This is a genomic window from Acinetobacter sp. YH12117 (assembly GCF_013418865.1).
Classification (GTDB): domain Bacteria; phylum Pseudomonadota; class Gammaproteobacteria; order Pseudomonadales; family Moraxellaceae; genus Acinetobacter; species Acinetobacter indicus.
The window spans coordinates 102,604-116,547 of sequence record NZ_VPBF01000003.1 but is presented as its reverse complement, the minus strand read 5'-3'; the positions used below and the strand labels follow the sequence as shown (position 1 = coordinate 116,547).

Sequence of the window (13,944 nt, the reverse complement as noted above, 5' to 3'; positions counted from 1 at the left end):
TGACGTTATAAACATTACAGCAGATAATGCGCGCACAGTTTACGGCTATGTAGCTCAGTTGGTTAGAGCACCGCACTCATAATGCGGGGGTCACAAGTTCAAGTCTCGTCATAGCCACCATTTTTAAAGATCACATCCTTATGTGATCTTTTTTTTTGTCTTTAAAATCTGTGCTCGCAGTTGAGCTGCTGCACATCCAGCTTCAGCGTCTGCTGTAGCTGTTGAATCTGTTGCCAGCGTTGCTGCTGGTCGGCATAGACAAAAATTTTCTCATCGACCTGATCCAGTTTGGACACAGCAATTTTTTGTGCAGCACAATAACGGCCTTCATAGCGTTCCTGTGCAAGCGCCTGTTGTGCTTCAGGACTTAGGCGATCTGCGGTTAAAATCTTCTGCTGGCCTTTGGCATACTCGACCAGAATGCGTTTTTGCGGAATGGTGAACCAGAGATGACCATTAATAAATTCTGCGACATCGCGGCGTACCCCGTTATAGTCCACCATGAGTGGGGCAACCAGCTGACAGCCCGATAATGTCGCAACTAGCAGACTACTGATCCATATTTTTAACTGCATTGTGTTCAAGTGATTGATCCTGGAAAGTTTCATCATAGTCAGCGAAAGGGTTTGACCCAAGTAAAAAATTGCAAATCCGGTTAAAAATTAATAAAAACGTCATGTTTTGCTTAAACAGTGTTCATTTGAGTAGATAAATATCTTGACGATAAAGTCCGAACTTTAGATAATGCGCACACAGTTTACGGCTATGTAGCTCAGTTGGTTAGAGCACCGCACTCATAATGCGGGGGTCACAGGTTCAAGTCCCGTCATAGCCACCATTTTAAAAGACCAAGCTCTCAGCTTGGTCTCTTTTTTTGTCTGTTCAAAAAGTCCAAAAAAATGTTGTGCAAACTCTCCGCGCAATTTAGATACCAGCGATGAATAAAATGCTGGCTTAGGAATTCAGCTGTTGCTGTACCCAGCTTAAGAATTCCTGTTTATGCGCAAGGGCCGGCGCTTTAGAACCATCAATCACTTTAGGCTTGCCATTAAATTATACCTTTAAACAGATAAGACTGCCCAGCTTCAAACTCGATACTGCCTGTATCATGGATTTCGGCGAAAAACGCGTTCAGGCGCTCATACTGGCTATAGCAATGAAAATGCGGACGTTCATTAAATAATGATAAATCTGTTCTAAAGTCTGCAGGGTATTTCTTAGTGTCATATGAAATCCATTGCATCCAATTTTAGCTCATGCATATCTTGAACATAGGGTTAAACATAGACCGTTGTCTATCTGTTTTTAGTCAACCTAGACGATTCATTGATATTGGTTTTTTTGAATGACGTAGAACTCAAAAATATAGGATCGGTTTAGATGGCAGGGGAAGATGCGTATTCTAAGTAGCCTCATTCCAGCGGACAATAAAAAACCCCAAGACTGGCTTGAGGTTTTTAGGATGGATCAGATCAGGAGCTTATAGGCCCGGTTTCCAGCCATTGACTAATGGATAACGGCGTTCACGGCTAAAAGAACGTGATGTAATGCGCGGACCAATTGCGCCCTGACGGCGTTTGTATTCATTGCGGTCAACCAGACGCACCACTTTTTCAACCACAGCCTGATCAAAGCCTTTGGCAATAATATCGTCCTGGCTCAGGTCTTCTTCAATATAGGCATACAGGATCGCATCTAGCACATCATACGGTGGCAAAGAGTCCTGATCTTTCTGGTCCGGGCTCAGTTCAGCTGATGGCGGACGGCTAATTACACGCTCCGGAATCACCGGCTGTTCGCTTATACTGTTCCGGTATTTGGCCAGTTCAAACACGATGGTTTTGTAGACATCTTTGAGAACTGCATAACCACCAACCATATCGCCATACAGGGTGCAGTAACCGACTGACAGTTCAGATTTGTTACCAGTCGACAGGACCAGGTTGCCAAATTTATTGGATAAGCCCATTAGCAACGTACCGCGGGCACGGGCCTGCAGGTTTTCTTCGGTGGTATCAACCGGGCTATTGCCAAAGAATGGATACAGGGTTTGCATAAAGCTGTTCACAATCGAGTGAATTTCGGCAATGCCAAAGGTCACACCCATGGTTTTGGCTTGCTGTGCAGCATCTTCTACACTAATTTGCGCGGTATAGGTATACGGCATCATCACCGCTTGTACTTTGTCTGCACCCAGGGCATCAACCGCAATGGCCAAGGTTAGTGCAGAGTCAATCCCGCCAGATAAACCCAGAATCACGCCTGGGAAACCTGAACGTTGTACATAGTCACGTGTTGCCAGCACCAGACCCTGATAAATTTCAGCCATGGTGTCGAGGGCTGCCGCCTGTTCGCCCGTTTTATAGCGCTGCTGTTCGGCTTCATACTCCACCACAAACAGGCCTTCCTGATAGGTTGGCGCACGTAAAGCAAGTTCACCGTCTTTGCTGATCAGGAAGCTGGTGCCATCAAAGATCAGATCATCCTGACCACCAACCTGATTGACATAGGCCAGGTTCAGATTCAGCTGTTTGGCCAGCGCAGTCATGGTATCAATACGGTGCTGTGGTTTACCAACTTCGTATGGCGATGAATTCAGCACCAGCACGGTTTCTACATTCAGCTGGGCCAGTTGCTGTACAGTGGCTAAAGACCAGACATCTTCACAAATCAGTACGCCAAATTTATGCCCCAAGTATTCAAAGACCAGATGTTGATGACCTTCGTTAAAATAACGTTTTTCATCAAACACGCCGTAGTTCGGTAAATTCTGTTTGTTATAAATACCCAGAATCTGGCCATCTTTCATTACCGCAGCCGAGTTATAACGCTGGCCATCTTCAGTTTCATTGACAAAACCAAATACCACGACGATGTCTTTAATCTGGCTGAGCTGTTCAAACGCTTTTTGCGTGCGTTTTTTGAGGCTTGGGCGTAACAGCAAATCTTCTGCTGGATAACCAATCAGAGAAAGCTCTGGGAAAATGATCAGGTCAGCCTGTTGTTTTTTCGCTTCATTTGCTTGTTCAAGCATTTTTTGCGCATTTGCTTCGAGATTGCCAATGTATGGAGAGAACTGTGCAAGGGCAATTTTAAAAGATTTCATTAATTTACGTCCTATTCCTATAGGGTTTTGAATACACGGGCTGCCGCTTGTAATTATGGTGATCGGGCAGCGGTGCATTCTGATACTAAAAAGTACTGCCGACTGGCTCAAGTATAAAAAGTAATACGCATACGACTTGATAAAATCTTATTTTGCAATGCAAAAAATCAGACGGGTTTATTTTATCTTAAATTAATTCAGATGCTAGAGCATATTCAGGATAATTGCATAGTAGCGGCAATTCGCGCCGTGAGAGAAGGCGCATAATGCTTTATTTAGTAAGCTTGAGTAACAAAAGCATGGGTTTGGTGAATCAGGCCTGATGGCACAAAAAACCGGCAGCTTGCAACATGAAAGCGCTATTGCAGCGCAGTTTAGGCCGGTGGATGCAGAATAATATTGTCAATCTTGTTTAAAAAAATATCGCGGGCAATATCGCCTTGCTGTTCAATGTTGTAGGCAAAAAACGGCTTACCGGGAATTAGCTGGTAACGGTAGGGATTATACCGCCCGGCAGACAGATAAAAAGCGGTTTGCAGCAGCGCACCTTTCAGCAGCACATTAATCTGCTGCTGATGCTGGTAAATATGTGTCATTTCATGAATCAGCACCGCCTGAAAGGCAAGCGGTGCCTGGCTATAATCTTCCCGGTACAATGGATCACGCACATGAATATAACCTTGCGGCGCCATCAGAATATGCGCCGGTTGCCAGGGCAAATAAGGATGATTCATGATGCTGACCCGGCTGTAATCAATCAGCTGCCCGAATACGCGCTGGCACAACGCAATTTCGCCCGGGGTTAAAGCCCGGCAGCGAAACTGCTCCAGTTTAAGCAGGCGCAGTAGCAGCGGTAACAGTTTCAATAACAGCATGGTGAAAGATCAGGTCGGGCCATTCAATTTTCCCAGTTATAACAAAACTGGCAGGCAGATATGTAGCAAAAATTTCATCTGCGGTGGCTTGCCGGTTTTTCTTCATTTCCGCAAACCGTTACAATGCAGTTTTTCGCGCAGGTTCAGGTATTCGATGAAAGCACGTATTCATACACTTATTTCGCAAATGTCCCAGCAGATGTATGAACGTGAACAGGTGATCGCACAAACCTTGCTGGCCGCTGTGGCCGGCAGTCATACCTTTTTATACGGCTTGCCGGGCACGGCCAAAAGCCTGATTTCCAGACGGGTTGCAGCCGCTTTTGAGGTCTATGCCTATTTTGAATATTTGATGAACCGCTTTAGTACCCCGGAAGAAATTTTTGGCCCGGTGTCAATTAAAGCCTTAAAAGAAGATCACTATATCCGTAAAACCGAGCATTATCTGCCCTGTGCCGATTTTGCTTTTCTGGATGAAATCTGGAAGGCCAGCCCGGCCATTTTAAATACCTTGCTGACTTTGGTGAATGAAAAAGTCTTTAAAAATGGCGAGCAGCTGCAGCAGGTGCCCTTAAGTGTGCTGATTGGTGCATCCAATGAAATTCCTGAACCGAATCAGGGACTGGATGCGCTGTATGACCGTTTTATTTTGCGTCTGGTGGTCGAACCCATTCAGCAGGCCGGCAATTTTCATCAGCTGCTACAAGCCAAACCGGGCAGTGCTCATTTGCAGATGGATGAACCGCTTAAAATTACCCAGGCCGAACTGGCCGAATGGCGCGAACAGATTCATGAAATTGAGCTGCCGGCTTTGGTATTCCAGGTGATTGATCTGATTCGCCAGTATTTACAGCAGCATGTCGATGGCCTGTCGGTCTATATTTCCGACCGGCGCTGGCAACGTGTGGCTTATCTGCTTAAAGCTGCGGCATTTTTAAATGGCCGCTCACAGGTCTTGGTCAGTGATTTGTATCTCTTGAAATCCTGCCTGTGGAATCAGCTGGAAGATATTCCGGAGATGCACAAGCTGATTGATCAGGCCATTCTGGAGATAGGCTTGCACGCCGATTTGCAATTGGAGTCACTAATTCAGCGCAAAGACGAGCTGGAACAGCAGATGCTGAACGCCTTTTACTATACCGATGATGTCTATGAAAGCTATCTGATTCAGGACAAGGAATACTTAAGAGCAGTGACTCACCTGGATCATCATTATCAGGATAAAGTGCTGTATCTGTTATTAAATAAAATGGACAGCAAACAGGATTTCTTTGCTGTGGATGCTTCCGGTGAGGAAATTCGCGGCATCGTGTGTAACTTTAATGGCGGCCGGGTCTGTACCTTAAAAGGCGGCTATTATGGGCTGGAAGAAGTGGTCACACCGTATATTAAATACCCGAAAGGCAGCGCACGCCGTGTCATTGATGAAAAGTTGGTGCAGCAGTTGCGGGGAGAGCTTGCCCAGCTACAAAATGCACTGAGCGAAGATTTAGCCCTGTTACAGCAGCGTTTTGATGCCCAGTCAGCACATTTTGCTTCAGTCTTTGTTGCCGCCGCCGACAGTGCCCAGTTACAACAGCATGTGCAGCAGCAGTTACAGCGCTATCAGTTGCAACTGCAAGACTGCGCGCGGCTGGAACAGCTATGTCAAGGCTAGACCTGCAGCAGCATCAGCGTCAGCATACAGCGTTAGAGCAGTTGACCGGACAGCTGTATCAGGAGCTGGCCGATTCCTCCTTAAAACACTGGCTGGATGATCAGAAAGTCAGTCAGCATCTGGATGATAAAGTCCGGGCCTGGGCCTATCAGGCCAAATCCAGTCTCGATCAGCAGCATCCTTATAGGGAAGTGCAGCAGCAACTGGAACACTGGCTGGCGCAGCCCTCCATCAATAGTGACCAGTTTCAGCAGATGCAGGTGCAATATCAGGATTTTCAGGCTCAGCTGGGGCTGCCTGATTTAAGCCCGTTTTGGACTCAAAGCGCTACTTTCTCTGCCGGACAGCGCGAGCTACAGGCACAGTTATTAACAGAAAAATGGCAACGTAAACTGACCGAAGCCATTGCTCATTGGGAATTTGAGCAGCTGGCCTTGCAGCGGGATGCTTTTCTGGATGAGATTCGCGATTTTCTCAGCCAGATGCAGCGACTGGCCAAATACAAAGATGCCACCGGCATCGAAACCGGTATTTTTATTGACTATTCCAGAGGCCAGTTACAACCACAGGATATCCAGCAGTTTGAGCAATGGGCCAGCTATTTGCAGGAGGATCGTGAGCTGCAAGCCTTGTGCCAGAAAATCGGTTCTGCCCAGCCTGCACATTATCCGCGCCAGGCCGTGCAGCAGCATCGGCCAGAGCAGGAGCTGGAATTGTTGGAGCAGCACTGGCATGAAGAAATTACCGGTATTCAGCTGGCGCAGGATTTGAATCTGGCGCTGCCGAGCGAGCTGGCCTTACTGGCCGATCCCGATCTGGCGCTTTTATTTGACCTGAAATATCTGGAATCCAACCTGATGAGCTTTAACCTGCAAGGTCAGCACAGCAGTCGGGTAATTCAGGATCAAACAGCACGGCACAAGCGTCTGGGGCAAAAAGGCCCGATGATTTTGTGTCTGGACACCAGCGGTTCCATGCACGGCCAGCCGGAGCTGATTGCCAAAGCCATGAGTCTGTATCTGGCAATTCAGGCCATGAAAGCCAAACGCCCGATGTATTTAATTAACTTCTCGACCCAGCTGACCAGCCTGAATTTACTCGAAGGCTATTCGCTGGATGATCTGATTCACTTTCTTAGCCAGTCTTTTCATGGCGGCACCGATGTTATTCCCGCCATCGAACATGCCCTGTCGATGCTGGCCCAGCCAAATTTTCACAATGCCGATGTGCTTGTGGTGTCCGATTTCATCATGGGGCAGTTACCGACAGAACTGATGGCCCAAGTCGAGCAGCAGAAACAGCAGGGCACCGGTTTTTATGCGGTAGCGATTGGTAACTTCCGTTTTGAACATCTGAATCAGGGCCTGTTCGATCATCAGTGGATTTATCAGTCCAAAGAACGCAAAGTGCGTTATCTGCCCAGTAACCGCAGTGACAGAGTGTCCAAATAGGCGCTGCCCCCCAATTGACAAGGAAATGAGCTCTGCGGAAAAAAGTGTGAGAAAATTGTCAGACAATATTTTTTAAAGTCACGATTTGCCAATTTTATGACGATTTTGGCAACTGGTTTCAATGCAGGGCTGGCTTAGTTTTGGTCTCATTCAGGTCGATGACCACGGTGTCTTGACCTGGCTCAAATGGACAAAACAAAGAGAATAGCCATGCAGATTGCTCAGTTTTTACCTCAGCCTGTTCGCCATTTTTTCAGCGCGACACCTTTTGATGCCGAGAAACAGTCGGCTGCCCTCCCAATCCGGCATATGAAATTCGACTTTAAGGCCGAAGAAATAGATCCCAAATTTTACTTGAATGCCGAACTGGCCAGTGCCTATTTTGCCTCGCTGTCGATTTTCCTGACCTATGGCGAAGATCTGGTGATTGACACCGCGCGTTATCATCGTGAGCTGTTAAATGATCCCGTGCTAAAACAGCGGGTCACCTCCCTAATTGGCCAGGAGGCGCTACATTCCAGATTGCATGAAGAGCTGAATGATGCCTTTCGGGATGCCGATCTGCCGGTTGAGCTGTTCCGTTCCTGGGCCAGATTTGTCTTTGATCACGGCTTTAACCGTTTGCCACAGCCGATGAAACTGTCGCTGATGGCTGGCATTGAACATTTCACCGCGGTGCTGGCCGAGTACATGATGAATCATGAGGAAATTTTCTTCCAGTCGCATGATGAAAAGCAGCGTGCCATCTGGATGTGGCACATGCTGGAAGAATCGGAACACAAAGACATTGCCTATGATGTGTTCCAGTCTTTATCCAACAGTTATGGCTTGCGCATTGCCGGTTTCTTCCCGGCGCTCATCACCATCCTGGTGCTGATTTCCATTGCCTCGCTGCTGGTGCCGTTTTATCGCAAACCGTCTAATTTGTTTAGCCTGAGTTACTGGAAAGACCTGCCGCGTAGCATCAAGCTGATTTTTGGTCTGCAAGATGGCGTGTATGGCAGTAGCTGGGCGCATATTCTGGATTATCTGCGTCCCGGTTTTCATCCGAATGATCATGATACTTCGGCCTTTTTAGCCTATTACAAGGAACGTTTGCTGCATCCGGAAAGCGGGGTGTTAACGCCGTATTTCGTCAAGGAATTTACCCCGGCGCTCAAAGTGTAAGGATGAAGAAGGATGATGGGATTATTTGCAAAAAAAGTGCGACTGAGCCAGCAGGCCTATGCGGTGGTGACCGGTGCAGGCAGTGGGATTGGACGCAGTTTTGCGCTGGAACTGGCCAGGCGTGGTGGCAGCGTGATCTGTGCCGATATCAATCTGGCGACGGCTCAAGCAACCGCCAAGCAGATTGAACACCAGTTTGCGACTGCGGCCTTTGCGTTGCAATGTGATGTGGGTGTGGCCGAGCAGGTGCAGCAACTGGCTGAACAGTCTGAACAGCTGTTGGGCCATCCGGTGACTTTGCTGATCAATAATGCCGGTGTGGGGCTGGGTGGCAAGTTTGATGAAGTCAGCCTGGCCGACTGGCAATGGTGTATGCAGGTCAACTTATGGGGCGTGATCCACGGTTGTCATTATTTCGTACCGAAACTGAAACAGCAGGGTGGTGGTGCGATTATTAATGTCGCTTCGGCTGCTGGTTATACCGCAGCGCCGGAAATGACCGCCTATAACGTCAGCAAGTCCAGCGTACTGGCCTTGTCTGAAACCCTGTCTGCCGAGTTACGTGGCGCCAATATTCGCATCAATGTGTTATGCCCAACGCTGGTGCCGACCAATATCATGAAAAATGGCCGTTTGCCTGCGCATTATTCGGGACTGGCAGATCATTTGCTGACCCATCATGCCTTTGTCAGCTGTGAGCAGGTGGTAGCGCAGACCTTAAACAATTTAGACCGGGGCGAGCTGTATACCATTCCACAGCCAGATGCCAAACTGTTCTGGTGGTTCAAGCGTGCCGCGCCGCGTTTATATACCAAGCTGCTGGGTGTGGGTTATCCATTATTCAATAAATATGTACAAAAATCCTGAGTAGAAAAAAATGAAACAAGATGATCAAGTCACGTTGCAAACGGTCGCTGAGCCGGCCGATCTTGTGCTCAAAAAGCCTAGTCGAAAAGCCAAAAGTGCCAGTGCAGCATCAGTAAGGGCAGGGGCCAATCAGCCAAATTCTCAAACAACTGAGCAGCGCGGTAGATCAACTACTATGTCAAGCCGGGTCTATGACACCATTATTATTGGGGCGGGTATTTCCGGTCTGGCAGCGGCCTATAAACTGAATCAGGCTGGCTATCAGGATTATCTGGTGCTGGAAAAAGCCGGCCGGGTAGGAGGCACCTGGCGGGACAATACCTATCCGGGTTGTGGTTGTGATGTGCCCTCGGCCTTATATTCTTTTTCCTTTGCGCCAAGTCATGGCTGGAGTCATTTATTTGCCAAGCAGCCGGAAATCCTGCGTTATCTGGAAGATGTGGCGACCCGTTTTCAGCTATATGCCAAGATTGAATTTCATAATGAACTGCAAGATGCACGCTGGAATGAGACTGAACAGATGTGGGAGCTCAACACCAGCAAAGGGCGATATCGGGCCAGAACCGTGATTTTCTCTACCGGCCCGATTACCGAGCCGCAACTGCCGAAAATTAAAGGCATCGACAGTTTTAAGGGCGAAATGTTCCATTCGGCACGCTGGAACCATGCCTATGACCTGCGTGGTAAACGCATTGCGGTCATTGGCACCGGCGCCTCGGCCATTCAGTTTATTCCGAAAATTCAGCCTCTGGCCAAAGAGTTATATATTTTCCAGCGTACAGCGCCGTGGGTCCTGCCAAAGCCTGATCTGCCCCTGAATCAGGTGATGAAAAGTACACTGGCCAAGTTTCCGGTCATCCAGCAGCGTTGGCGCGGTGCGGTATCGCAATCTTTGAATCTGATTAATTTTGGCCTGCGTCATCCACCTTTGTTGGAGCCCGTGAATGTACTCAGCCGGCAGCTGTTAAAATTACAGGTCAAAGATCCGGCTTTACGTCAGGCGGTTACCCCCAATTTTTCGGTCGGCTGTAAGCGTTTACTGTTTGCCAATGATTATTATCCGGCCTTGCAGGCCCCGAATAGCACTTTAATTCCGCATGGCTTGGTGGAAATTGAAGGCAATACGGTGATTTCCGCCAATGGTGACCGGCATGAGGTCGATGTGATTATCTGGGGAACGGGCTTTGAGGTGTCACATCCACCGATTGGTCGCCGTGTGCAGAATGCCCAAGGCCAACGACTTTCCGAGCTGTGGCAGAGCAGTTCACCCGAAGCCTTTTTGGGCACCAGTATCCAGCATTTACCCAATGCCTTTTTGGTGCTCGGGCCGAATATTCTGGTCTATGATTCCTTTATTGGCATTGCCGAAGCGCAACTGGACTATATTGTCAGTGGTTTATTGCAAATGAAAGCCAAGGGCTTAAAGCGCATTGAAATCAAGCCGGATGTGCTGAAATACCACAATGCCAAAGTACAGACTCATGTGCAGAAAACTGTGTTTAACCGTGGCGGCTGTCAAAGTTATTATCTGGACCAGAATGGTCGCAACTTTGCCGCCTGGCCGTGGTCACTGGCCGAGTTAAAGCGACGTTTACAGCGCCTAGATCTGGAGCATTATCAGGTAGCTTAACGTACTTTTGCGCTGAATATTGGCGTTGCCTCGGTCTGGTCGAAACGCGCATTTAGTTTGAATGTCCATAAAAAAACCACCCAAACGGGTGGTTTTTTCGTCGTTGAACGCGAACCGGATTAACGGTTGATGTCGCGTTGAACTTCGCCAGTGTAAAGCTGACGAGGACGACCGATCTTGTAAGGACCGCTGTGCATTTCTAACCAGTGGCTGATCCAACCAACTGTACGTGCAAGCGCGAAGATCACAGTAAACATTTCTGTCGGAATACCAATCGCTTTCAGGATGATACCAGAGTAGAAGTCTACGTTTGGATACAGGTTACGCTTGATGAAGTATTCGTCAGAAAGCGCGATACGCTCAAGTTCCATTGCTAACGCTAATTGTGGATCGTTGATACCTAATGCACCAAGAACTTCGTCGCAAGTCTCTTTCATTACTTTCGCGCGTGGGTCGAAGTTTTTGTAAACACGGTGACCGAAGCCCATCAGTTTAACTTCTTTAGTCTTCACTTTTTCCATGAAGCCAGCAACGTTTTCTACAGTGCCGATTTCATCCAGCATCTTAAGAACTGCTTCGTTCGCACCACCGTGCGCAGGACCCCAAAGTGCAGAGATACCCGCAGCGATACAAGCATAAGGGTTAGCACCGGTAGAACCCGCTAAACGTACTGTAGACGTAGACGCGTTTTGCTCGTGGTCAGCGTGAAGCGTGAAGATACGGTCCATTGCTTTGGCAAGAATCGGGTTCACTTTGTAGTCACGGTCTGCAGGCGTAGCAAACATCATGTACAGGAAGTTTTCAGCGTAGCTTAAGTCGTTACGTGGGTAAACGAATGGTTGACCCACAGTGTACTTGTAGCTCCAAGCCGCTAAAGTAGGAATCTTCGCGATTAAACGGATCGCAGTGATTTCACGGTGGTTAACATCTTCGATGTCCAGGTTGTTGTGATAGAACGCAGATAATGCACCCACAACACCAACCATGATCGCCATAGGATGCGCATCACGACGGAAACCGTTATAGAAGCGGCTAACTTGGTCGTGAACCATGGTGTGGTTACGAACTTTCGCGTCAAATTCTTCTTTTTGCTCAGCTGTTGGAAGCTCGCCGTTTAATAACAGGTAGCAAGTTTCCAGGTAATCAGCTTTAGTCGCCAATTGATCAATCGGGTAACCGCGGTGTAACAGAACACCTTTGTTACCGTCAATGAATGTGATCTTAGATTCACAAGAAGCTGTCGCCATAAAACCAGGATCAAAAGTAAAGTGACCTGCAGCCAACACATCCTTAACGTCAATTACATCTGGGCCCAATGTGCCGCTGTAAATTGGTAATTCAATTTCTTTGCCATCAAGCTGTAAAACGGCTTTCTTGCCAGTTGCTTCAGACATTCAATAGATCTCCTGTCCTGGTGAATGTTGATCTGACTCGTAGTATCAATCTTTTAATGCGCGAATCAGACGGATCGAAAATTTGCTATAAGATTAGTGTGTACTGAAATTTTGTCAATTATACTTATGGATAAAAAGTGACGCTGACACAGCAGCTTAGTCAAAAAATATTCGTATGAAAAACTGAGTAAAATCACAGCACCGACGCGCTATAATAAGTCAAATTCCCGGACAGGTGCAGAAAAAAATAATAGGAATGCTTTAATTGTAAGCAATTTTTTAGCGTTAAAAGCTCTTGAAAAGCCAGGCTGCTGGAATTTTAAGCTTTCCGAAATGTATCTGTTTTTCATAACTTAGCTGGGCTTTGCCGGTTCTGCTGCTGCTTTGTTATTCATAAATAAAAGCGCTAAGTCTGTCATTTTTTTAGGTTTAACTGGTTAAAAAATAGCTGATTAAATCAGCCATTCAGCCAGTTAACTTGTTCTGATGCGCTGAAATTGCAAGTAAAGGCAGAACAATCTATCGGCATTTTTTTAAAAGCGAAGACCAAATGTCAGCCTGAAGCGGGAAGCACGGGCAGGGCGCTGAAAATATTTCATGTTGTTTTCCTGATAGCGAATATTCAAGGAAAAAATATTCAGGCACCCAAAGATAAAGTGAAAAGATTCAACAATATAGTGCCTAGACATTTACTGTGCTGCTTTAGTCTAAATATTTCAGTCCGGTGAAAATTGCAATTATAGCTAAAACCAATAGCAGAAATATAAAATAAATTAATAAAAAACAGTGAGATGATGCCTTAACGGTGTATCTGGTTAATGTGTTTCACAAATTACCTATTTGTTAATGATTCTTATTTAAGGATTTTTTGTTCAAAAAGCCCGGTGCGGTTGTTTGTATTTTAATAGTTGACGTTTTATAATTCAGTGTCGTTTTGAATATAGGCATTCGAATGCCTAGCAATGCCAGCTTTCCTTCGAATTAATTCCAACAAACTCCGGATGGAGTTTTTACTTACAGGATGCCCGCTGTGAAAAGCAACAGACCTGTCAATTTGTCCATGGGTCAAGTTTTATCAGTAAACTTAAAATCACCTGTGGCTATTGCATCAATTTTACACCGTCTTTCAGGTGTCATCGTATTTTTACTCGTACCGGTACTTCTTTGGTTATTAGACAAGTCTTTGTCTTCACCAGAAGGTTTTGCAGAAGTACAGGAAATCTTTAACGGTTTCTTTGTCCGCTTTATCGTATGGGTATTTGTAGCCGGATTAATCTATCACTTCATCGCTGGTGTCAAGCATTTACTTGCTGACCTTGGTGTTGCAGAGGAACTGCAAAGTGGTCGTGTTGCAGCTACTATCGCATTAGTCTTGTCTGCGATTGGTATTCTCGCAGCCTTTGTATGGATTGTTCTCTAATGAAAAGTGCTACAGGTTTAACGGGTTCAGGTTCTCGCGACTGGTTTATCCAACGCGTAAGTGCTGTTGTTCTTGCTGTTTATACCGTTGTGGTATTTGGTTGGATTCTGCTGAATGGCGGATTTAACTTTGAACAGTGGTACGGCTTTATGATGACATTACCAATGAAGATTTTATCTTTATTGGCAGTCTTATCTCTTGTTGCACACGCATGGATTGGTATGTGGCAGGTATTCACAGATTACGTGACTACTCGTCAGATGGGTCCTTCAGCTTCAGGTTTACGCCTAGTGCTGACTTCAGCAGTGATTATTGCTGTTTTTGCATACGCAATCTGGGCAATCCAGATTTTCTGGGCGAATTGATAGGAAGATATC

The 13,944-nt window shown here is 46.7% G+C and carries 12 protein-coding genes and 2 tRNA genes; 9 read left to right on the top strand and 5 right to left on the bottom strand.

Annotation, left to right across the window (positions count from 1 at the left end):
* Nucleotides 1-43 precede the first annotated feature (43 nt).
* Nucleotides 44-120, top strand: a tRNA-Met gene (locus tag FTU55_RS02450).
* 41 nt (nucleotides 121-161) lie between these two features.
* On the opposite strand, the gene FTU55_RS02445 is transcribed toward FTU55_RS02450, so the two are convergent.
* A complete protein-coding gene (locus FTU55_RS02445) occupies nucleotides 162-575 on the bottom strand; it encodes a hypothetical protein (RefSeq protein ID WP_228148563.1) in 414 nt (137 codons plus the stop codon).
* Nucleotides 576-761: 186 nt separating this feature from the next.
* Between FTU55_RS02445 and FTU55_RS02440 the strand changes: the two genes are divergently transcribed.
* A tRNA-Met gene (locus FTU55_RS02440) sits at nucleotides 762-838 on the top strand.
* A 210-nt stretch (nucleotides 839-1,048) separates the two neighbouring features.
* On the opposite strand, the gene FTU55_RS02435 is transcribed toward FTU55_RS02440, so the two are convergent.
* From FTU55_RS02435 to FTU55_RS02425, 3 genes are all read right to left on the bottom strand, one after another.
* Complete coding sequence (locus FTU55_RS02435) at nucleotides 1,049-1,243, bottom strand: hypothetical protein (RefSeq protein ID WP_180046097.1); 195 nt, start codon at nucleotides 1,241-1,243, stop codon at nucleotides 1,049-1,051.
* A 237-nt stretch (nucleotides 1,244-1,480) separates the two neighbouring features.
* Nucleotides 1,481-3,106, bottom strand: coding sequence for an NAD+ synthase (locus FTU55_RS02430; RefSeq protein WP_005176221.1), 1,626 nt, complete (start codon nucleotides 3,104-3,106; stop codon nucleotides 1,481-1,483).
* Between the two features lie 374 nt (nucleotides 3,107-3,480).
* Nucleotides 3,481-3,981, bottom strand: a complete 501-nt coding sequence (locus tag FTU55_RS02425; RefSeq protein ID WP_016659914.1) for a hypothetical protein — start codon at nucleotides 3,979-3,981, stop codon at nucleotides 3,481-3,483.
* A 154-nt stretch (nucleotides 3,982-4,135) separates the two neighbouring features.
* Between FTU55_RS02425 and FTU55_RS02420 the strand changes: the two genes are divergently transcribed.
* The 5 genes from FTU55_RS02420 to FTU55_RS02400 all read left to right on the top strand — a co-directional run bounded on the left by FTU55_RS02420 (nucleotide 4,136) and on the right by FTU55_RS02400 (nucleotide 10,753).
* Entirely contained in the window at nucleotides 4,136-5,638 is a 1,503-nt protein-coding gene (locus FTU55_RS02420; protein WP_180046095.1) for an AAA family ATPase, read from the top strand.
* Complete coding sequence (locus FTU55_RS02415; RefSeq protein ID WP_180046093.1) at nucleotides 5,626-7,089, top strand: VWA domain-containing protein; 1,464 nt, start codon at nucleotides 5,626-5,628, stop codon at nucleotides 7,087-7,089. The genes FTU55_RS02420 and FTU55_RS02415 overlap by 13 nt, the downstream gene beginning before the upstream one ends.
* A gap of 210 nt (nucleotides 7,090-7,299) precedes the next feature.
* Complete coding sequence (locus FTU55_RS02410; RefSeq protein WP_016659915.1) at nucleotides 7,300-8,256, top strand: metal-dependent hydrolase; 957 nt, start codon at nucleotides 7,300-7,302, stop codon at nucleotides 8,254-8,256.
* A gap of 15 nt (nucleotides 8,257-8,271) precedes the next feature.
* Nucleotides 8,272-9,123, top strand: a complete 852-nt coding sequence (locus FTU55_RS02405; RefSeq protein WP_180046105.1) for an SDR family oxidoreductase — start codon at nucleotides 8,272-8,274, stop codon at nucleotides 9,121-9,123.
* Between the two features lie 175 nt (nucleotides 9,124-9,298).
* Entirely contained in the window at nucleotides 9,299-10,753 is a 1,455-nt protein-coding gene (locus tag FTU55_RS02400; protein ID WP_180046103.1) for an NAD(P)/FAD-dependent oxidoreductase, read from the top strand.
* A gap of 119 nt (nucleotides 10,754-10,872) precedes the next feature.
* Here the strand turns inward: FTU55_RS02400 and gltA are convergent, their stop codons facing one another.
* Nucleotides 10,873-12,147 carry a citrate synthase gene (gene gltA, locus FTU55_RS02395; RefSeq protein WP_005176240.1) on the bottom strand — a complete coding sequence of 425 codons (1,275 nt, stop codon included), beginning with the start codon at nucleotides 12,145-12,147 and terminating at the stop codon, nucleotides 10,873-10,875.
* Between the two features lie 1,021 nt (nucleotides 12,148-13,168).
* On the opposite strand from gltA, the gene sdhC reads away from it, so the two are divergent.
* Together sdhC and sdhD are read left to right on the top strand one after the other, a co-directional pair.
* Nucleotides 13,169-13,567: a succinate dehydrogenase, cytochrome b556 subunit gene (sdhC, locus tag FTU55_RS02390; RefSeq protein WP_005176242.1), complete on the top strand. Its 399-nt coding sequence runs from the start codon at nucleotides 13,169-13,171 to the stop codon at nucleotides 13,565-13,567.
* Complete coding sequence (gene sdhD / locus FTU55_RS02385; RefSeq protein WP_005176252.1) at nucleotides 13,567-13,932, top strand: succinate dehydrogenase, hydrophobic membrane anchor protein; 366 nt, start codon at nucleotides 13,567-13,569, stop codon at nucleotides 13,930-13,932. The genes sdhC and sdhD overlap by 1 nt, the downstream gene beginning before the upstream one ends.
* Nucleotides 13,933-13,944: the final 12 nt, after the last annotated feature.

What these genes read in the sequence shown, in the direction of transcription:
- FTU55_RS02445 (WP_228148563.1), bottom strand. Translation starts at nt 575, where the DNA reads ATGCAGTTAAAAATATGGATCAGTAGTCTGCTAGTTGCGACATTATCG.
- FTU55_RS02435 (WP_180046097.1), bottom strand. Translation starts at nt 1,243, where the DNA reads ATGCAATGGATTTCATATGACACTAAGAAATACCCTGCAGACTTTAGA.
- FTU55_RS02430 (WP_005176221.1), bottom strand. Translation starts at nt 3,106, where the DNA reads ATGAAATCTTTTAAAATTGCCCTTGCACAGTTCTCTCCATACATTGGC.
- FTU55_RS02425 (WP_016659914.1), bottom strand. Translation starts at nt 3,981, where the DNA reads ATGCTGTTATTGAAACTGTTACCGCTGCTACTGCGCCTGCTTAAACTG.
- FTU55_RS02420 (WP_180046095.1), top strand. Translation starts at nt 4,136, where the DNA reads ATGAAAGCACGTATTCATACACTTATTTCGCAAATGTCCCAGCAGATG.
- FTU55_RS02415 (WP_180046093.1), top strand. Translation starts at nt 5,626, where the DNA reads ATGTCAAGGCTAGACCTGCAGCAGCATCAGCGTCAGCATACAGCGTTA.
- FTU55_RS02410 (WP_016659915.1), top strand. Translation starts at nt 7,300, where the DNA reads ATGCAGATTGCTCAGTTTTTACCTCAGCCTGTTCGCCATTTTTTCAGC.
- FTU55_RS02405 (WP_180046105.1), top strand. Translation starts at nt 8,272, where the DNA reads ATGGGATTATTTGCAAAAAAAGTGCGACTGAGCCAGCAGGCCTATGCG.
- FTU55_RS02400 (WP_180046103.1), top strand. Translation starts at nt 9,299, where the DNA reads ATGTCAAGCCGGGTCTATGACACCATTATTATTGGGGCGGGTATTTCC.
- gltA (WP_005176240.1), bottom strand. Translation starts at nt 12,147, where the DNA reads ATGTCTGAAGCAACTGGCAAGAAAGCCGTTTTACAGCTTGATGGCAAA.
- sdhC (WP_005176242.1), top strand. Translation starts at nt 13,169, where the DNA reads ATGCCCGCTGTGAAAAGCAACAGACCTGTCAATTTGTCCATGGGTCAA.
- sdhD (WP_005176252.1), top strand. Translation starts at nt 13,567, where the DNA reads ATGAAAAGTGCTACAGGTTTAACGGGTTCAGGTTCTCGCGACTGGTTT.